This window comes from Sphingomonas sp. Ell38C01 (assembly GCF_055231975.1).
In genome coordinates, this window is sequence record NZ_JBUYVA010000001.1 from 3412118 (window position 1) to 3431589 (window position 19472).

14 protein-coding genes are annotated in these 19472 nt (G+C 68.7%); 7 read left to right on the plus strand and 7 right to left on the minus strand.

What is annotated here, in order from left to right; all coding sequences use genetic code 11:
• Nucleotides 1–8: 8 nt before the first annotated feature.
• Nucleotides 9–2267, minus strand: a complete 2259-nt coding sequence (locus tag ACV7NO_RS16195) for an NADP-dependent malic enzyme (protein WP_463406985.1) — start codon at nucleotides 2265–2267, stop codon at nucleotides 9–11.
• 89 nt (nucleotides 2268–2356) lie between these two features.
• Here ACV7NO_RS16195 and ACV7NO_RS16200 point away from each other — a divergent pair, with 89 nt between their 5' ends.
• The 4 genes from ACV7NO_RS16200 to ACV7NO_RS16215 are packed head-to-tail and all read left to right on the plus strand — an operon-like array spanning nucleotide 2357 to nucleotide 8218.
• Nucleotides 2357–2545, plus strand: coding sequence for a hypothetical protein (locus ACV7NO_RS16200; RefSeq protein ID WP_463406986.1), 189 nt, complete (start codon nucleotides 2357–2359; stop codon nucleotides 2543–2545).
• Nucleotides 2538–2810, plus strand: coding sequence for a type II toxin-antitoxin system RelE/ParE family toxin (locus ACV7NO_RS16205; protein ID WP_463406987.1), 273 nt, complete (start codon nucleotides 2538–2540; stop codon nucleotides 2808–2810). Before ACV7NO_RS16200 ends, ACV7NO_RS16205 begins: the two co-directional genes overlap by 8 nt.
• Before the next feature lie 40 nt (nucleotides 2811–2850).
• Nucleotides 2851–5430 (plus strand): DNA mismatch repair protein MutS, encoded by a 2580-nt coding sequence (gene mutS / locus ACV7NO_RS16210; protein ID WP_463407380.1) that lies wholly within the window; start codon nucleotides 2851–2853, stop codon nucleotides 5428–5430.
• Between the two features lie 40 nt (nucleotides 5431–5470).
• Nucleotides 5471–8218: a [protein-PII] uridylyltransferase gene (locus tag ACV7NO_RS16215; RefSeq protein ID WP_463406988.1), complete on the plus strand. Its 2748-nt coding sequence runs from the start codon at nucleotides 5471–5473 to the stop codon at nucleotides 8216–8218.
• Nucleotides 8219–8382: 164 nt separating this feature from the next.
• On the opposite strand, the gene ACV7NO_RS16220 is transcribed toward ACV7NO_RS16215, so the two are convergent.
• The 4 genes from ACV7NO_RS16220 to ACV7NO_RS16235 all read right to left on the minus strand — a co-directional run bounded on the left by ACV7NO_RS16220 (nucleotide 8383) and on the right by ACV7NO_RS16235 (nucleotide 14686).
• Nucleotides 8383–11169, minus strand: a complete 2787-nt coding sequence (locus tag ACV7NO_RS16220) for a TonB-dependent receptor (RefSeq protein WP_463406989.1) — start codon at nucleotides 11167–11169, stop codon at nucleotides 8383–8385.
• Between the two features lie 246 nt (nucleotides 11170–11415).
• Complete coding sequence (gene infC, locus ACV7NO_RS16225; protein ID WP_463406990.1) at nucleotides 11416–11949, minus strand: translation initiation factor IF-3; 534 nt, start codon at nucleotides 11947–11949, stop codon at nucleotides 11416–11418.
• A gap of 90 nt (nucleotides 11950–12039) precedes the next feature.
• The gene (gene thrS, locus ACV7NO_RS16230) at nucleotides 12040–14043 is read right to left on the minus strand and encodes a threonine--tRNA ligase (RefSeq protein ID WP_463406991.1); all 2004 of its coding nucleotides are present in this window, start codon (nucleotides 14041–14043) and stop codon (nucleotides 12040–12042) included.
• A 97-nt stretch (nucleotides 14044–14140) separates the two neighbouring features.
• Nucleotides 14141–14686 (minus strand): alpha/beta hydrolase, encoded by a 546-nt coding sequence (locus ACV7NO_RS16235; RefSeq protein WP_463406992.1) that lies wholly within the window; start codon nucleotides 14684–14686, stop codon nucleotides 14141–14143.
• A gap of 265 nt (nucleotides 14687–14951) precedes the next feature.
• On the opposite strand from ACV7NO_RS16235, the gene ACV7NO_RS16240 reads away from it, so the two are divergent.
• From ACV7NO_RS16240 to ACV7NO_RS16250, 3 genes are read left to right on the plus strand one after another with little or no spacing between them, the layout of a single operon-like run.
• The gene (locus ACV7NO_RS16240) at nucleotides 14952–15659 is read left to right on the plus strand and encodes a peroxiredoxin (RefSeq protein WP_463406993.1); all 708 of its coding nucleotides are present in this window, start codon (nucleotides 14952–14954) and stop codon (nucleotides 15657–15659) included.
• A 3-nt stretch (nucleotides 15660–15662) separates the two neighbouring features.
• The gene (epsC, locus tag ACV7NO_RS16245; protein ID WP_463406994.1) at nucleotides 15663–16616 is read left to right on the plus strand and encodes a serine O-acetyltransferase EpsC; all 954 of its coding nucleotides are present in this window, start codon (nucleotides 15663–15665) and stop codon (nucleotides 16614–16616) included.
• Nucleotides 16613–17341 (plus strand): gamma-glutamyl-gamma-aminobutyrate hydrolase family protein, encoded by a 729-nt coding sequence (locus ACV7NO_RS16250; RefSeq protein ID WP_463406995.1) that lies wholly within the window; start codon nucleotides 16613–16615, stop codon nucleotides 17339–17341. The genes epsC and ACV7NO_RS16250 overlap by 4 nt, the downstream gene beginning before the upstream one ends.
• A gap of 117 nt (nucleotides 17342–17458) precedes the next feature.
• Here ACV7NO_RS16250 and ACV7NO_RS16255 read toward each other — a convergent pair whose 3' ends face one another.
• Together ACV7NO_RS16255 and ACV7NO_RS16260 are read right to left on the minus strand one after the other, a co-directional pair.
• On the minus strand, nucleotides 17459–18271 hold the full coding sequence (locus ACV7NO_RS16255; RefSeq protein WP_463406996.1) for a phosphate/phosphite/phosphonate ABC transporter substrate-binding protein: 813 nt from the start codon (nucleotides 18269–18271) through the stop codon (nucleotides 17459–17461).
• A complete protein-coding gene (locus tag ACV7NO_RS16260) occupies nucleotides 18268–19164 on the minus strand; it encodes a fatty acid desaturase (RefSeq protein WP_463406997.1) in 897 nt (298 codons plus the stop codon). The genes ACV7NO_RS16255 and ACV7NO_RS16260 overlap by 4 nt, the downstream gene beginning before the upstream one ends.
• Nucleotides 19165–19472 lie beyond the last annotated feature (308 nt).

Sequence of the window (19472 nt, forward strand, 5' to 3'; positions counted from 1 at the left end):
CGGCCGGCCTATCGCGCGATGCCCCCCGCCGCCAGCACCGCCAGCGTCACCAGTTCGCTCGCGGTCGACGTCATCGGCGCGACCTGCACGGGCTTCTCCATCCCGATCAGCATCGGCCCGATCACCGAATCGCCGCCTAGCTCGCGCAGCAGCTTGGCGGAGATGTGCGCGGACTGGAGCCCCGGCATGATGAGCACGTTGGCCGGGCCGGACAGCCGCGCGAACGGATAGTTCGCCAACTGCTTGGGGTTCAGCGCGACGTCGGGCGCCATCTCGCCTTCATATTCGAAGCCCACCTGTCGCCCGTCGAGGACGGTCACCGCGTCGCGGATATTGTCGAGCCACTCGCCCTTCGGGTTGCCGAAGTTGGAATAGCTAAGGAACGCCACCCGCGGCTCGTGCCCCATCCGCCGCGCGACCGCCGCGGTGCTTTCCGCGATGTCGGCCAGCTGTTCGGCGGTCGGCCGTTCGTTGACCGTGGTGTCCGCGATGAACACGGTGTGGCTCTGCCCGACGAGCAGGTGGATGCCGAACGGCGTCTTGCCCGCTTGCGGGTCGATCACACGATAGATCTGGCGCATCGTCTCGCCATAGGTGCGCGTGATGCCGGTAATCATCGCATCACCCTCGCCCATGTGGAGCAGCAGCGCGCCGAAGATGTTGCGGTCCTGGTTCACCATCCGCTCGCAGTCGCGACGCAGATAGCCACGCCGCTGGAGCCGCGCATAGAGCAGCTCGACCATCTTCGGCACGAGCGGCGAGATCCGGCTGTTGTGCAGCTCGAACGACTCCGGGTCCGCGACGCCCAGCGCGCGCAGCCGATCGGGCACATCGTCGCGGCCGACGAGCACCGGCACGCCGTACCCGCCCTCGCGGAACGCGATCGCGGCGCGCAGCACCACTTCCTCCTCACCCTCCGCGAAGATCACGCGCTTGGGATGCGCGCGCGCGCCCTCATACGCCATCGACAGCACCGAGGTGGTCGGATTGAGCCGCGCGCGCAGCGACTGGCGGTACGCGTCCATGTCGAGGATCGGCTTGGTCGCGACGCCCGAATCCATCGCCGCCTTCGCGACCGCGGACGGCACCAGTTCCATCAGCCGCGGATCGAACGGCGCGGGAATGATGTATTCGGGGCCGAAGCTGTGCTGGACGCCATACGCGACCGCGACCTCCTCGGGCACACGCTCGCGCGCCAGTTCGGCGATCGCGTTCGCGGCGGCGATCTTCATCGCGTCGTTGATTCCCGTCGCGCGCACGTCGAGCGCGCCGCGGAAGATGAACGGGAAGCCGATGACGTTGTTGACCTGGTTGGGATAGTCCGACCGGCCCGTCGCGATGATCGCGTCGGGGCGCGCCGCCTTGGCGAGTTCGGGGCGGATCTCCGGCTCCGGGTTGGCCATCGCGAAGATGATCGGCGCAGGCGCCATGTCCTTGACCATCTCGGGCTTGAGCGCGCCCGCCGCGGACAGTCCCAGGAACACGTCGGCGCCGTGCAGCGCCTCGGTCAGCGTCCGCCGGTCGGTGACCGCGGCGTGCGCCGACTGCCACTGGTTCACGTCGTCGCGTCCCTGGTAGATCACGCCGGTGCGGTCGCACATGATGACGTTGTCGTGGCGGACGCCCATCGCCTTCATCAGTTCGGTGCACGCGATCGCCGCGGCGCCCGCGCCGTTGACGACCACCTTGACGTCCGACAGCTTGCGCCCCGTCAGCAGGCAGGCGTTGATGAGCCCGGCGGCGGTGATGATCGCGGTTCCGTGCTGGTCGTCGTGGAAGACGGGAATGTTCATCCGCTCGCGCAGCGTCTGCTCGATGATGAAGCATTCGGGCGCCTTGATGTCCTCGAGGTTGATCCCCCCGAAGCTGGGCTCCATCAGCTCGACCGCGTCGATGAAGCGGTCGACGTCCTCGGTCTTCAGCTCGATATCGATCGAATCGACGTCAGCGAAGCGCTTGAAGAGCACCGCCTTGCCTTCCATCACCGGCTTGGACGCCAGCGCGCCCAGATTGCCCATCCCCAGGATCGCGGTCCCGTTCGAGATCACCGCGACCAGGTTGCCCTTGGTGGTATAGTCGTACGCCTTGGCCGGATCATCCGCGATCGCCTGCACGGGCACCGCGACGCCGGGCGAATAGGCCAGCGCCAGGTCGCGCTGGGTCGCCATCGGCTTGGACGCGACGATCTCGATCTTGCCGGGCCTCCCTTCGGAATGGAAGAGAAGCGCCTCGCGCTCGGAGAATTGCACGTTCGTGGGTTCGGACATGCCGATAACCTCCTACCGGGCGGTGCCGTAGGGGCAAGCCCTTTCGTGCGCGCCTAGGCAAGATCGGCGCGGCGGGGTATGGTATCGCGATGAAGCACGATACCGGCCTGTCTCCACGCGTACGGCGCGCGCCCGACACAGCCGATTTCTCGCGCGCCAAGGCCAGCTACGCGGCCGGGACCGGCATCGAGCATATCGTCGTCGGCCAATGGCTGCTCACCTGGGGCATGCCGGACCAGAAGGATTTCCCGGACTGGCTTGCGGAACAGGATGGCTAGGGTCGTCTGGCAGACCGAAGCCATCGACGATATTCGCGCGATCATCCGATACATCACTGAATTCGATCCTGCCGCCGCACAGACCATCGGTCTTCGCCTGTTCGACCTGGGAGAAAGCCTCGCAGATTTTCCGCGACGCGGTCGCCTATTGAAGGACGATATGCGGGAGATGACGACGGTGCCCCCATACATCCTGCGCTACGCGATCCGCGGCGGCGATGTCCTGATCCTCTCCGTGCACCACGGCGCACGAAACCCGAACTGACCGCCACGCCATGACCGTCCCCACCCCCGCCCCTACCCCGATGATGGCGCAGTACCTCGCGCTCAAGGCCGAAGCACAGGATTGCCTGCTCTTCTACCGGATGGGCGACTTCTTCGAGATGTTCTTCGACGACGCGCGCATCGCCGCCGCGGTGCTCGACATCGCGCTGACCGCGCGGGGCGAGCATGAGGGGACGAAGATCCCGATGTGCGGTGTCCCCGTCCACGCCGCGACCGCCTATCTCCAGCGGCTCATCAAGGCGGGCCACCGCGTCGCGATCGCCGAGCAGACCGAGACGCCCGATCAGGCCAAGAAGGCGCGCGGCAGCAAGGCGCTCGTCGGCCGCGCGATCGTCCGCGTCGTCACCGCGGGCACGCTGACCGAGGAGGCGCTGCTCGACTCGCGCACCGCCAACTGGTGCGTCGCGATCGGCGAGGCCGCAGGGCATGTCGCGATCGCCGCCGCGGACGTCTCGACCGGCCGGTTCGCGGTGATCGCGTGCACGCCCGACGGCGTCGCCGCCGAACTCGCACGGCTCGCCGCGGCCGAGGTCGTCGCCTCGGAAGCGAGCGCCTTCGCCGACGCTGCGACGGTGCTGCGCCCGAAGGCGGAGTTCGACAGCACCGCCGCCGATGCGCGCCTCAGGCGCGTATGGGGCGTCGCGACGCTCGACGGGTTCGGCCAGTTCGGCCGCGCCGAGCTCGCCGCGGCCGGCGGGCTCGTCGCCTATCTCGACCATACCGCCAAGGGCGCACTCCCGTTCCTGCGCCCGCCGACGCTGTCGCAGGCAGCCGAGACGATGGCGATTGATGCCGCGACGCGCGAGAGCCTCGAGCTTACCGCCACCGCCTCGGGCCAGCGCAAGGGCTCGCTGCTCGACGCGGTCGACCGCACCGTCACCGGCGCGGGCGCGCGCCTGCTCGCCGCCGACATCGGCGCGCCGCTGATGGACCGCACGCAGGTCGAGGCGCGCCTCGCGCTCGTCGCGCTGTTCCACGACGATCCGGCCTTGCGCGAACGCACCCGCGCGACGCTGCGCGCGCTCCCCGATATCGGCCGCGCGCTCGGCCGGCTGGTCGCGGGGCGCGGCAGCCCGCGCGATCTGGGGCAGCTGCGCGACGGGCTCGACGGCGCATGGCGACTCGCCGAGACGCTAGCGCGGATCGACGCACCGCCCCCGATGCTCGCCGCCACTGTGCCGAAGCTCCACGGCCACGGCGCGTTGATCGACCTCCTCCGCCGCGCGCTCGTCGCGACCCCGCCGATCGAGGCGTCGACGGGCGGCTATATCGCGGAAGGCTATGACGCCGCACTCGACGACCTGCGCGACGCGGGCGCGGGCGGCCGCCGTGCGATCGCCGCGCTGGAGGCGGCGTTTCGCACCCGCACCGGCGTCTCCGCGCTCAAGATCCGCCACAACGGCGTGCTCGGCTATCATATCGAGGTTCCCGCCAAGGTCGCGGACCCGCTGATGCACGCCGATTCGGGCTTTACCCACCGCCAGACGCTGGCGGGCGTGGTCCGCTTCAACGCGCCCGAGCTCCACGACATCGCGTCGCGCGTCACGCAGGCGGGCGCGCACGCGCTGGCGGCGGAGGCCGCGCATCTCGAGGACCTGACCGCGCAGGCACTCGCCGCGCGCGAGGCCGTCGCCGCGACCGCCGACGCGCTCGCCCGGCTCGACGTCGCCGCAGCCCTCGCCGAGCGCGCCGCGGAAGGCGCATGGGCACCCCCGCGCCTCGTCGATCATGCCTGTTTCGAGATCGAGGGCGGCCGCCATCCCGTGGTCGAGGCCGCGGTCGCGAAATCCGGCGAGCGTTTCGTCGCCAACGACTGCACGCTCTTGGAAACGTCGCGGCTCTGGCTCGTCACCGGCCCCAATATGGGCGGCAAGTCCACCTTCCTGCGCCAGAACGCACTGATAGCGGTCCTCGCACAGGCGGGCAGCTACGTGCCCGCGACCAAAGCGACGCTCGGCCTCGTCGATCGCCTCTTCAGCCGCGTCGGCGCGTCGGACAATCTCGCGCGCGGTCGCTCCACCTTCATGGTCGAGATGGTCGAGACCGCCGCGATCCTCGCGCAGGCCACCCCGCGCAGCTTCGTGATCCTAGACGAGGTCGGGCGGGGCACGTCGACCTATGACGGGCTGGCGATCGCCTGGGCGGTGGTCGAGGCGATCCACGAAGACAATCGCTGCCGCTGCCTGTTCGCGACGCACTATCACGAGCTGACGCGCCTCGCCGAACGCTGCGACGCGCTCACCCTCCACCACGTCCGCGCACGCGAGTGGAAGGGCGAGCTGGTCCTCCTCCACGAACTCGCCGACGGCCCCGCCGACCGCAGCTACGGCCTCGCAGTCGCGCGCCTCGCGGGGATGGCCCCCGCGACCGTCGCGCGCGCCAAGGCCGTTCTGGCCAAGCTGGAAGCCGGCAGGGCGAAGACCGGCGGGCTCGCCGCAGGGCTCGACGACCTGCCGCTGTTCGCCGCCGCCGCGGTCGTCGAGGAGGCTGCCTGCGATGCGATCCGCGCCGAGGTCGAGGCGCTCGACATCGACGCGCTCACCCCGCGCGAGGCGCTCGATACGCTCTATCGCCTGAAGGCGCTCACCCGCGACGGCTGACCCTGTCGCGCTTGCGCGTTCGCTGTGGCAAGGGAGCGCCATGTCCGCCCGCTTCGACCATCTCCCCAACCGCCGCGCGATCGTCGATCGGCGCGCGCTCGCCGATGCGCTCGCCGCGCTCGACCTCGCCGATCGCGCCGCGCTACGCCGCGCAGGCACGCTCCTTCTCAAGGACGCGCTCGACGCCGGCCGCGAGGAGATCGCGCGTCGCCTGCTCGCGCATCCCTCGCGCGGGCTGGAGGCCGCCAGCGCGATGGCGTTCCTCGTCGATCAGTTGCTGCGGCTGCTGTTCGACTTCGCCGTCGAGCGGCTCCATCCCAAGGCGAACCCGACCGCGGCGGAGCGGCTGACGCTGATCGCGGTCGGCGGCTATGGGCGCGGCGAGATGGCGCCGCATTCGGACGTCGACATCGGCTTCCTCACCCCCTCGAAGCAGACGCCGTGGAGCGAGCAGGTCATCGAATCGATGCTCTATGCGCTGTGGGACCTCGGGCTGAAGATCGGCCATTCCAGCCGCAGCCTCGACGAGATGGTCCGCCAGGCGAAGGGCGACATCACGATCCGCACCGCGCTGCTCGAGGGCCGCTATGTCTGGGGCGACCAGTCGCTCTACAACGAGGCGTCGCGCCGCTTCAAGGCGGAGGTCCAGCACGGCACCGAGCGCACCTTCATCGCGGAGAAGCTCGCCGAACGCGACGCGCGCCACCGCAAGATGGGCGACACGCGCTACGTCGTCGAACCCAACGTTAAGGAGGGCAAGGGCTCGCTGCGCGATCTCCACGCGCTCTTCTGGATCGGCAAGTACGTCTACGACGTCCAGCGCGCCGCCGAACTCGTCGAGGCCGGGCTGTTCACCAAGGCCGAATATCGCCAGTTCCACCGCGCTGACAATTTCCTGTGGGCGGTCCGTTGCCACCTCCACACGCTCGCGGGCCGCGCGGAGGACCGGCTGACCTTCGACTACCAGCGCGAGATCGCGGAGCGGATGCGGTTCAGCGACCGCCCGGGCAAGTCGCAGGTGGAGCGGTTCATGCAGCTCTACTTCCTCGAGGCGAAGGCGGTCGGCACGCTGACCGGCGTCTTCCTCGCGCATCTCGACGAGAAGTTCGCCGCGCGCGGCCGCCGCTTCGGCCTGCCGACGCTGCGCCGCAGCCCGCGCCGGCTGAACGGCTTCGTCCTCGATCGCGGGCGCCTCGCGCTGCCCTCGGACGGGTTCTTCGCCGACGATCCGGTGCGGCTGATCGAGATCTTCCAGCTCGCGGACCTCCACGGCGTCGAGATTCACCCGCTCGCAATGCGCGCCGCGACGCGCGACGCCAAGCTGGTCGATGATTACCGCGCCGATCCGCGCGCCAATGCGCTGTTCCTTGACGTGCTCACCTCCCCGCGCGATCCCGAACTCGTCCTGCGCTGGATGAACGAAGCCGGCGTCTTCGGCCGCTTCGTTCCCGATTTCGGCCGTGTCGTCGCGCAGATGCAGTTCGACATGTACCATCACTACACCGTCGACGAGCACACGATCCGCGCGATCGGGCTGCTCGCGCGGATCGAGAAGCGCGAGCTGATCGACGATCATCCGCTCGCCACCGCGATCCTCGACCAGGTCGTGTCGCGCCGCGCGCTCTACGTTTCGGTATTACTCCACGACATCGCCAAGGGACGCGGCGGCGACCATTCGGTGCTGGGCGCCGCGGTCGCGGAGAAATTGTGTCCGCGCTTCGGGCTGTCCGCCGCGGAGACCGAGACCGTGGCATGGCTCATTCGCTACCACCTCCTCATGTCCGCCACCGCGTTCAAGCGCGACCTGTCGGATTTCAAGACGATCCTCGACTTCACCGCGATCGTCCAGAGCCCGGAGCGGCTCCGCCTGCTCCTCGCACTCACCGTCGTCGATATCCGCGCGGTCGGCCCCGGTGTGTGGAACGGCTGGAAGCGCCAGCTGCTCAGCGACCTCTACGAAAGCGCGGAGGAGGTCCTCCGGCTCGGCCACAAGCAGAAGGGGCGCGGCGAGCGGGTGCTGACGAAGCAGGAGAATCTCGCCGCCGCGATGGCGTGGGACGAGGCCGCGCTCGCGCGCTACGTCCGCCGCATGCCCGAGCCCTACTGGATCGCGGAGCCCGAGGACGTGCTGGCGCACAACGCGCGCTTCGTCACGCGGATCGGCGACGCGCAGCTCGCGATCGACGCGCAGGTCTATGCGCAGCGCGGCGCGACGCTCGTCACTGTTTACGCGGCCGATCATCCGGGCATCTTCTACCGAATCGCGGGCGCGATCCACGTCGCGGGCGGCAACATCATCGATGCGCGGATCCATACCACGCGCGACGGCATGGCGCTCGACAATTTCCTCGTCCAGGATCCGCTCGGCCGCCCGTTCGACGAAGCCGCGCAGGTCGCGCGCCTCAAGGAAGCGATCGAGGACGCACTCGCCAATCGCGGCAAGCTGGCGGACCGGTTGCAGGCCAAGCCGCTGCCCCGCACCCGCGCGGAGGCGTTCCGGATCGAGCCCAACGTACTGGTCGACAACAAGGCGTCGAACCGCTTCACCGTCGTCGAGGTCAACGCGCGCGATCGGCCCGCGCTGCTCAACCAGCTCGCCAATGCGCTCTTCCAGTCGAAGGTGACGATCCACTCCGCACATGTCGCCACCTATGGCGAGCGCGCGGTCGACGTGTTCTACCTGACCGATCTGACGGGCGACAAGATCGCCTCGGCCACCCGCCTGCGGTCGCTCGAAAAGCGGCTGCTGGCGGCCGCCTCGGGCACCGCGATCGACCTGGCGGCGTAACCCCCGACACAAAAACCCGTTCGCACTGAGCTTGTCGAAGCCTGTCCTGAGCGACTGCCTTGGCAGGCAGTCGAAGGGTGCTGCCCTTCTTCTCCAACCGCGGAGTAAGAAGGACAGGGCTTCGACAGGCTCAGCCCGAACGGAGCTTTGGGCCTAGACCGAAATCAGAAGCGCGAGCGCAGCGTCACGCCGTACGTCCGCGGCTCGGCCAGAAACGAGCTGAAGACCTGGTTCGCCGCCGCGAACGAGGGCGACCCGAACTTCAGCACCTGCCCCAGGCTGCCTGCGCCCTGGAACGGCGCGTTGAACGCCACCTGCTGGTAATTGGTGTCGAGCAGGTTCTGCGCCCACAGCTCCAGCGCCCATTTCTGATCCGGTCCGCGCAGGCCGATACGCGCGTTCATCACGAAGAAGCTGTCCTGCCGCTTCTCGAGGAACTTGTCCGAGCCGGTATTGTAGTCGCTCGACAGGCGCCCGTCGACATAGGCCAGCGCCGACAGCCCCGACGATCCGATCTCCGGCGTCCAGCTGACCGACGTGGTCACGACGTTCGCCGGTGCGTTCGACATGAAGCTGCCCGGCAGCAGGAACAGCGCCGGATCGAGCGCCTCGCCCGATGCGCTGCCGACTAGGTTGTTGCGGAACTTCGTCTCGGCGAAGGTATAGCCCGCGCTCACCGCGAAGTTGCGCGCCGGATAGAAGCCCAGCTCCACCTCGACGCCCTGGCTGCGAACGCCCGTGCCCACCTTGCCGGCGCATGCGCCCGTCACCGCGTTGTTGTCGGCATCCGCGCCGTTCAGCGACTGGTCGCAGCTGCCGATATTCTGGACGACGAAGTTGGTGCCGTTGAACGTGTTCAGCTGGAAGTTCTTGAAGTCCGAGCGGAACGCCGCGACGTTCGCGGTGAACCTGCGGCTGCGGAACTTCACGCCCGCCTCATAGCTGTTGACCAGTTCGGGGTCGAAGCGGAGCCGCGTTACGCTCGCGTTCGTCGGCGGTGCGAACACGTTCGCGGTCAGGTCCGACCGGTCGAGATTGTACCCGCCCGCCTTGTAGCCGCGCGAATAGCTGGCGTAGAGCATCACCTGGTCCACCGGCTTCCACGAGACGACGCCGGTCCCCGTCAGCTGGCTTTCCGAGAACTTGTCGTTCAGCGACAGCGCGTTGAGCGCCGTCGAGGAATTGCCGGTGCAGGTCAGCGTGATGATGCCGCCAGTGATTGCGGCCAGCGCGGCGTTGCTCAGCAGCGGGCTGAGTGCGGCCTGCTGCGTCGGGCAGATCGAATTGTTGTTGTTGAATGCGCCGGTGAACTTCTTCTGCTCGTGCGTCCAGCGAAGGCCCCCCGTCAGGCTCAGCGTATCGGTGACCTTCAGGATGTTGTGCGTGAAGAACGCGTAGTTCTCGCTGTTCTGGTAATAGTCGGAACGCTGATCGCCGACATTGTTGACCGTCGACAGCCGGTCGATCCCAGACAGGATCAGCGGCGCCGCCGCGCCGAACGCGCCCGTCAGCGTCGCACGCCCCGCCGCGCTCAGGCAGCCCGCCGCCGCCGGATTACGCAGCGCCGCCGCCGGATTGATCGTCGCGACGATCCGGCACGCGGCGAACGCGCCGTACTGCGTCCCGAACTTCAGGTTGTCGCGGACGAGCAGGTCTTCCTTCGAATAATAGCCGCCGACCAGCCAGTTGAGGCGATCGCCCAGCGCGGAGCCCTGCAACCGGAGTTCCTGCGTGAAGGTGTGGAACTGGCGGAAGCTGTTGCCGTCGTCGGCGCGGTAGCCGATGTCGAGATTGCCGTAATCGATGTCGGCCGCCCCGCCCGACTTGTATTCGCGATACGCGGTGATCGAGGTCAGCGAGGCGCCCCCCAGATTATAGTCGATCTGCATCGATCCGCCATAATCCTTCGTGATGTTCGAATAGGCGCGGCCCGGCGAGTTCGCGATCCGGCGGTTGTACGGATCGCCCGCGCTCGGGAACACCGCGCCCATGCTGGTCATCAGGTCGACGATGCGGTTGCTGCTTGCCACCGCGAAGTCGCCGGGGACGCCCGGTGTCGGATCGGTCTTCTCGCGCAAGTCGACATAGACCGCGCCACAGCACTTCTCGTCGCGGCGGCTGTAATCGCCGATCAGCCGGATCGTCAGGTCGCTCGACGGCTCGAACAGCAGCTGGCCGCGGACGAAATAGCGGTTGCGGTCGTTATAGTCGGTGTTGTTGACGACGTCGTACAGAAAGCCGTCGCGGCGCGCATAGATTCCGTCGAGGCGGAACGACAGCACGTCCTTGATGACCGGCCCCGTCACCGCGCCCGCGACACGGACATTGTTGTAGTTGCCGTACGTCGCCTCGCCATAACCGCCGAAGGTGTTCGACGGCGCCTTGGTATAGATGTTGATCGCGCCCGCGCTGGCGTTGCGGCCGGATAGCGTGCCCTGCGGCCCGCGCAGCACCTCGATCCGGTCGACCTCGCCCAGGTCGTTGAGGCCCGAGCCCGTGCGGCTGCGATACACCCCGTCGATGAACACCGCGACCGAGCTTTCGAGGCCCGGATTGTCGCCGACGGTGCCGATGCCGCGGATGCGGGCGGAGGCGTTCGCCTCGCTGCCGGTCGACGACACGATCAGCGACGGCGCCAGCTGCGCGACCCCGCGAATGTCGTTCGCGCCCGAATTCTGCAGCGTCTCCTGGCTCACCGCGCTCACCGCGATCGGCACGTCGGACAACCGCTCGGACCGGCGGGTCGCGGTGACGACGATGTCGCCGGCATTGGTATAGTCGTCGGCGGGCGCCGCGGTCTCGTCGACCTGCCCGGTGGTCGCGGCATTGGCGGTGGCGGGCGACGCCTGCTGTGCCTGGACGGGCGTGGTCGCCGCGTCGGTCTGGGCATGGGCGGGGCTGGCAGCGACGGCGATCGCGGCGGCGGACATTAGAAGGGCGGACTTGCGCATACGACTCTCTCCCACTTCGAATTTTTGCAATTCGAATTTTCGGTATTGAGAGGCCGGATACGACCGCAGGCGTGAAAATACAGGTTTTTCGAACGCAGCATCGACTTTTCGAATGGGGGTGTCGCAAAGCTGCAACAAAGAGCCCGCCGCGGCACCAGCGGGGCGGGCTCTTGACGCTACGTCATCCACGGGTTTCCGCTTGCGGAAAGTGCAAGCGCTTTCCGGTTCCCGATGACGGGCTGAAAATTACTTTGGCGACAGCACCATCAGCATCTGCCGGCCTTCCATGCGCGGATACGCCTCGACCTTGGCGACCTCGGTCGTGTCGACCTGCACGCGCTGGAGCACCGCCATGCCGAGCTGGCCATGGCTCAGCTCGCGCCCGCGGAAGCGCAACGTCACCTTGACCTTGTCGCCCTCGCCGATGAACTCGTGGATCTTCTTCATCTTGGTGTCGTAATCGTGGTCGTCGATGTTCGGACGCATCTTGATCTCCTTGATCTCCTGCGTCTTCTGCGACTTCCGCGCGAGGTTCGCCTTCTTCTGCGCCTCGTACTTGAACTTGCCGACATCGAGGAACTTGGCGACGGGCGGATCCGCGTTGGGCGACACCTCGACCAGGTCGAGGCCCAGCTCCTGCGCCTGCTCCATCGCCTCGCGGGTGTACATCACGCCGAGATTCTCGCCCTCATGGTCGATCACGCGAACCTTGGGGCTGACGATCCACTCGTTGAAACGGGGACCGTTCATCGGCGGCGCCTGGTTTGGCCGGCGCATCATGGGAGGACGTATGGGTATTGCTCCTGGTTGTTTCGAAAATAGACCTGTGTCCGTGACCATAGCGCAAAACGCGGCCCACGGGAACCGGACTTACATATCGGGTGCGCGCGCCTCTTCGGCAAGACGCGGGACGATCGTGGCGAGGTCGACGATCTCCTGCGCCTGGCTCCCCAGCCGCCGGACCGCGACCTTGCCTTCCTCGGCCTCGCGCTTGCCAACCACCAGCATCACCGGCACCTTGGCCAGCGAGTGCTCGCGCACCTTGTAGTTGATCTTCTCGTTGCGCAGGTCCGTCTCGACGCGCAGCCCCGCCTTGCGCAGCGCATCCGCAACCTGGCCCGCATAGTCGTCCGCATCCGACACGATCGTCGCCACCACCACCTGCACCGGCGACAGCCATAGCGGGAAGCGCCCTGCATGATGCTCGATCAGGATGCCGATGAAGCGTTCGAACGTTCCCAGGATCGCGCGGTGGAGCATCACCGGGCGGTGGCGGTTGCCGTCCTCGCCGATGTACGACGCGTCGAGCCGCTCGGGCAGCACACGGTCCGACTGAATCGTGCCGACCTGCCACGTCCGCCCGATCGCGTCGGTCAGGTGGAATTCCAGCTTCGGCGCATAGAAGGCCCCCTCGCCGGGCAGCTCCTCGAACTTCGCCTTGATCGCGTCGCTCAGCCCGGAGGCGTGGACCGCCTGACGCAGCTCCTCCTCCGCCTTGTCCCACATCGCGTCGTCGCCGAACCGCTTTTCCGGGCGCAACGCCAGCTTCACGGCATAGTCGTCGAACCCCAGGTCCTTGTACACGCTGTCGAGCAGCTCGCAGAACCGCGTGACTTCGCCGACCAGCTGGTCCTCGCGCACGAAGATATGCGCGTCGTCCTGCGTGAACTGGCGGACGCGCATGATACCGTGGAGCGCGCCGTGCGGCTCGTTCCTGTGGCAGCAGCCGAACTCCGCCATGCGGATCGGCAGGTCGCGATAGCTCTTGATCCCCTGCTTGAAGATCAGGACGTGCGCCGGGCAGTTCATCGGCTTGAGCGCCATCAGGTCGCCCTCGCCCGACAGGACCGCACCCTCCTCCTCGGTATTGGGCACCTCGTCGGGCACGACGAACATGTTCTCGCGATACTTGCCCCAATGGCCGGACTGCTCCCACTGGCGCGCGTCCATCAACTGCGGGGTCTTCACCTCTGCATAGTCCGCCGCGTCGAGCCGGCGGCGCATATACGCCTCCATCTGCCGCCACAGGACGAAGCCCTTGGGGTGCCAGAACACGCTCCCCTGCGCTTCGGACTGGAGGTGGAACAGGTCCATCTCCGCGCCGATCTTGCGATGGTCGCGCTTGGCCGCCTCCTCCAGCCGGAACAGGTGCTGGTCGAGCTGCTTCTTGTTGAGCCAGCCGGTGCCGTAGATCCGGCTGAGCATCGCGTTCTTCTGGTCGCCGCGCCAATAGGCGCCGGACACCCGCGTGAGCTTGAACGCCTGCGGATCGAGCTTGCCCGTCGACACCATGTGCGGCCCCCGGCACATGTCGAGCCACGCGCCCTGCCGATAGATCGTCAGTTCCTCGCCGTCGGGAAGTTCGGCAGCCCATTCGGCCTTGAAGGTCTCGCCCTGACGCTGCCAGGTTTCGATCAGCTGCTCGCGGGTCCACACCTCGCGCGTGAACGGCTCGTTGCGCGCGATGATCGCGCGCATCTCCGCCTCGATCGCGGGCAGGTCGTCCTCGGTGAACGGCCGCTCGGCAGGCGCGAAGTCATAGTAGAAGCCATCGTCGGTCGCCGGGCCGAAGGTGATCTGCGTGCCGGGAAACAGATGCTGCACCGCCTCCGCCATCACGTGCGCCAGGTCGTGGCGCACCAGCTCCAGCGCATCCGCCTCGTCGCGCGCGGTGACCAGCGCCAGCTGCGTATCGCCCTCGAACGGCCGCGTCAGGTCGCGCACCTGCCCGTCGATCCGCGCCGCCAGCGCCGCCTTGGCCAGGCCCGGTCCGATCGCGGCGGCGACGTCCGCGGGGGTAGTCCCGGGCGCAACCTCGCGGACGGAACCGTCGGGCAGCGTGATGCGGAACAACTCAGCCGGATGGGCGGACATGACGGGCCTTTGCTTAGCGTAACCCCGGCGGCAGGCCGGGCGATGCCATATAGGCAAAGCCGTCGCCCGGGTCACGCCCTCGCGTGCACCCGGGCGCTCACCAGTCCGCGGCGAGCCCCATCAACGCCTCCGCCGTCCGCACCTCGCGCGCGACGACCGCCGCGGTGAAGCGTCTCACCAGCCCGCCCGTCCGGTGCGCGGGGAGCGCGACCGGCGACGCCACGACGCGGCTGCCCCATTCGCGCGCCTGCGCATCATCCGCCGCGCCGACCACGACCGAAGGGAATGGCAGGGCACAGCGCGGCGCGGCGAACACGCGCGTCGCCGGGGCGGCAGGCGCGATCAGGATCGCCCCTGCGATCTTCGACACATAATCATGGGGCGACAGCCGCGCCCACCACGCCGCCGCGTTGCAGCCGATCCCGTGCGCGACGATCACCACCCGCCGCTCCGCCTGCGCCACCGCCGCATCGATCCGCGCTGCCAGCACCGCGCGCCGCGCCGCAGTCTCCTCGCCGATTGCGATATGCCGCGCGCCCTGGAATGGAGCGCTGCCGAACATCCGCGCGAACAGCGGCGCGTCCGCATCGGGGACGAGCGAGATCAGCGTGGGACGATCCGCGATCATGGCTGCGAGGGTCATCGAGTTCTCCCGGGCAAAGGTCCGCCGAACGACAGCATGATCTCCGACGCGACGGGCGGCGAAACAGTTTTTCTGATTCGCCGCGAAGGCCGGCTGCGATCCCGCGACCTCATACTCCGGTGTCCAGCCACCACGCGCTCGGCAGCACTGCGACGACGCCCCGGACGCGGGACGGCAAGGCGCCGTTGGGCGGCCTCAACATATTCTTCGGCTCATATCCCACCGTATCGGTAGAGTATGCAGGCAGGTCAACCGGAGACATGCCATGACGCTGAGGCTGTTCGACACCCTACCCGATTTCACACAGGATTCGACGATCGGGCCGCTGTCTTTCTATGCGTGGGCGGGCGCCGACTGGGTCCTGCTGGTCTCGCACCCTGCGGATTTCACCCCGGTCTGCACCACGGAGCTCGGCGCGGTCGCACGGCTGAAGCCGGAGTTCGACCGGCGCGGGGTGAAGGTGCTCGGCCTCTCGGTCGACTCGCTCGACCGCCACGTGCGCTGGGCCGGCGACATCGCGCAGACGCAGGGGGCCGCGCTCAACTTCCCGCTGCTCGCGGACCAGGATCGCCGCGTCGCCTCGCTGCTCGGGCTCATCCACCCGCAAGCGTCGGAGACCGCGACGGTGCGCGGGGCGTTCCTCGTCGATCCCGCACGCCGCATCCGGCTGACACTCGCCTATCCCGCCTCGACGGGGCGCGACTTCGCCGAGATCCTGCGCGTCATCGACAGCGTCCAGCTGACCGACGCGCACAAGGTCGCGACGCCCGCCAACTGGCGACAGGGCGACGACGTCATCATCGCACCTTCGCTCGACGACGCCGCCGCGAAGGCGCTGTTCCCCGCGGGCTGGACGACGCACACCCCCTATCTACGCACCGTCCCGCAAGATTCCAGCTCGGTCTCGGGGTGCGGATTGACGACGCACACCCCCTATCTACGCACCGTCCCGCAACCCGAACCCGCAGGCTGAGCGATGCGAACGGTCGACACCCCGCGCGACGCCGCGATCGACGATACGGTCGCCGCGCTGTCCGGCGTCCGGGCGGCGTGGCGCGAGGCGCAAGGTCTGCGCCGCACCCCCGCCGCCTTCCCCTCGCGCACCATGCTGGCCGGCGTGATCGAGGACCTGTCGGTGGTCCTCTTCCCCCGCCGGCTCGGCACCTTCGCGGGCACCCGCCACGCCGAGGACGATTTCGTCGCGCGCCACCTCGCCGACGCGCTCGCCGCGCTCGAGGACCAGATCGCGATCGAACTCGGCTATTGGCAGGACGAAGCGGATGCGCCGTTCGACGCAGACCTGCCCGCCACGCTCGCGAACCTGTTCGCCGCCACCCTCCCCGCGATCCGCCGACTCGTCGACAGCGACGTCGAGGCCGCGTTCCTCGCCGATCCCGCCGCGCGCAGCGTCGACGAGATCCTCGTCTGCTACCCCGGCGCGATCGCCTCGCTCCACCACCGCATCGCGCACGAACTCGACGCGCTCGGCGTCCCGATCGTCGCGCGGATCGTGTCCGAACTTGCCAACGCGCGCACCGGCATCGATATTCACCCGGGTGCGACGATCGGCCCCAGCTTCTTCATCGACCACGGCACCGGCGTGGTGATCGGCGAAACCGCGATCGTCGGCGCGCGCGTCCGCCTCTACCAGCACGTCACGCTCGGTGCGCGCAGCCCGCTCGGCGCCGCGCGCCATTCGGTGCGCGACCGGTTCGCGCGGCACCCGATCGTCGGCGACGACGTCGTCATCTATGCCGGCGCGACGATCCTCGGCCGAGTCACGATCGGCGAAGGCGCGACGATCGGCGGCAATGTCTGGCTGCTCGGCGACGTGCCCGCACACGCGGTCGTCACCCAGCCCGAGGCCTCGGTGCTGCCGCACGGCGACGGCGCGCTGCTGCGCCAGACGCTCGGGGAGGCGGGCGCATGACCAGCTGTGCCGCCCGTCCCGCGATCGGCGTCCTGTGCTGCAACGAGGTGATCGACCGGCCCGTCCAGGTCGTCGCCACGCGCTTCGTCCGCCCGCTCGCGCAGATCTCCGACGCGCTCGTCTTCCTCGTCCCCGCGATGATCGACGCGTGCGACGTCGCCGGGTTCGTCGCACGGCTCGACGGGCTGCTGCTGACCGGCTCGCGCTCGAACGTCGCGCCCGCGCGCTATGGCGGCGCGCTCCCCGGCACCCCGCTCGACGAGGCGCGCGACGAGGTCGCGCTGTCGCTCGCGGGCCGGATGATCGAGGCGGGCCGCCCGGTGTTCGGCATCTGCCGCGGGTTGCAGGAGATCAACGTCCTGTTCGGCGGCACCCTCGCCCTCGCCCCCGACGATCACCACCGCGCCCAGCACCCCGACGAGGATTTCGCGGACCTGTTCGCACATCGCCATGAGGTCACCCTCGTCGCCGACGGCCGCCTCGCGACCGCGACGGGCGCGCGCCGGATCGAGGTCAACTCGGTCCACCACCAGGGGATCGACCGGCTCGGCGCGGGGCTGGTCGCGGAGGCGCATGCCGATGACGGCCTCGTCGAGGCGGTCGCCGCGCGCCCCTGCGGCGCGGACGTCCTGGCGGTCCAGTGGCATCCCGAATGGGACGTCGCCGACAGCCCCGCCAGCCACCGATTCTTCACCCTGATCGGCGACGCGCTACGCGGCGCGTGACCAGGCTCCCGGTCGTCACCGGGGGCTTGTTCCGGGGCCCACCGTGCCGCGAACGCCCATCGGTCTGTGATCGCGGACCGGTGGATGCGGGAACAAGCCCGGCATGACGATCCCGCCTCAGGCCAGCACCGGATACCCCACCCGCTCCGCCTCGCGCCGCAGATCCTGCACCGCCCCGAAACTCTCCGCCTCCAGCGGCGCCACTCCCGAAAGAAACAGCGCCCCCCGCGCCTCCGCCAGCCCCGGATCCGCCACCACCTGTTCCAGCGCCAGCCGCAGCACCGCAACCGTCGCCGCATCCGTCCGGTCCGACGTCACGAACGGCAGCGTCGGCGACGCCGCGCTCCGCCCGATCACGCGCAGCCGTCGTGTCAGCTCCGGCTCGAACCGCGCCAGCGCGGCCCAGGTCACCGCATCGATCGCCGCCACGTCCGCCTTGTCGAGCAGCACCGCCCAGACGCTCTCGCGATGCGCGCCCGTCACCACGACGTCGGCGAAGAACCGCCCCTCCACCGCGAATGGTGCGACCGCGGCCCGCAACAGGTTCATCCCCGTGTTGGATCCGGCGTCGTTGATCGCCGCCCGCCGCCCGCGCATCGCCTCCAGTCCGGCCGCCGCATCCCCGGCGCGCGCCACGAACACGCTGGCATGCCGCGCGCCCTCGCATCCGCGCGCGTCATATTCGGGCAGCGCCAGCACCTTTACCGGCAACCCCGCTCCATCGGTCAGCGGATAGCCACACGCCTGCCCGAACAGCAGTTCGGGCGCATGCCACACATCATGGACTCCCCGCGTGCGATCGAGCCGCGTCGGCACCCCGTCGACACCATGCGCGCGCACGATCCGCGCGATCTCGCTCCACAGGCGATCGTTCGCCCCGTGCTGCGCGGCGTGGTCATACATCCCGAGCGACGCGATCCGCTCGGTCACGCCAGCGGCTCCGTCAGCGCGCACCGCGGGTGATCGACCACGTCGTGCGCGGAAAAGGCGAACCGCCGCGCCACCTCGCCATAGCCGCGATAGCTGCGCGCACCGTCCAGCGTGAAGCGCAGCCGGTGCCGCCGGTGATAGCCCGGCAGCCGATACCAGGGCAGCTTGGGTCGTTCGTGATGCGCGGCGTGCAGATTGTTGTTCAGGAACAGCAGCGCCAGCAGCCCCCGCGATTCGACGCTCGCCGCGCGCCCCGGCGTGACCAGTTCGGCGCGATGCTCGGCATAGGAGCGCAGCAGCGTCAGCGCGGTCCCCGGATACACGAACGCAAGCAGGTACGTCCCCACCCCCAGCCCGACATGGTCGAGCCACAGCAACACCGCCGCCATACCCAGCAGGTGCGGCGCCCAGTCGCGCAGCACGCGCGGATCGCGGCGGCGCGCCCGCGCGACCTCGCCCGCCAGGAACCGCGCGATCACGATCGCCGGCCCCAACACCAGCTGCCCCGCCAGCGTCGCCTGCACCCGCGCCAGCGCGCGCCACACCCCGTGCCGCCCGTCGCCATAGCGCGATTCGGGATCGACCCGCGGATCGGTGATGTCGTGCGCGCCATGATGCGCCAGATGCGTCCGCCGATACACGCGGTACGGCAACCACAGCGCCAGCGGGATCGATCCGATTGCGTCGTCGATCGCGCGCACCCCCGTCGGGTGGCCGTGGATCACCTCGTGCTGCAACGATCCGTGCCACGCGACCAGCACCGCGCCCGCCAGCGCCAGCAGCGGCCACGGCACGCTCGCATGCCACGCGGTCAGCGCGAGCCACCCGCCATGGATCGCCACCGCCAGCAGGACGGTCGGAAGCTCGAACTTGGGGAGACGGACGCTCGGCATGACGCGCGCGGACCTTTCAGCGGCAATATCCTAATGTCCTCTTTATCGATAGGATTTAAAAGGCCACCAGTTCTTTGCCTCGCCAAAGCTGGGCTTTTCCTTCGCGACCGGTCGATAGGGGCTCGACGGGCGTGGAGTGAAGTCGAAAGTGATTGCTATGGGCGGGCCAATCAAAACTATCTCGTGTTTAATTCCTATTGATCCAGTATGAATTAACCGGGCTGGTCGACCGGTGCTCGTGTTCGACCCGCGGCTTTTGATGGGATCAGCTTGCTCCGCGTCACCAACAGCTAAAGCGCACCGGCAGT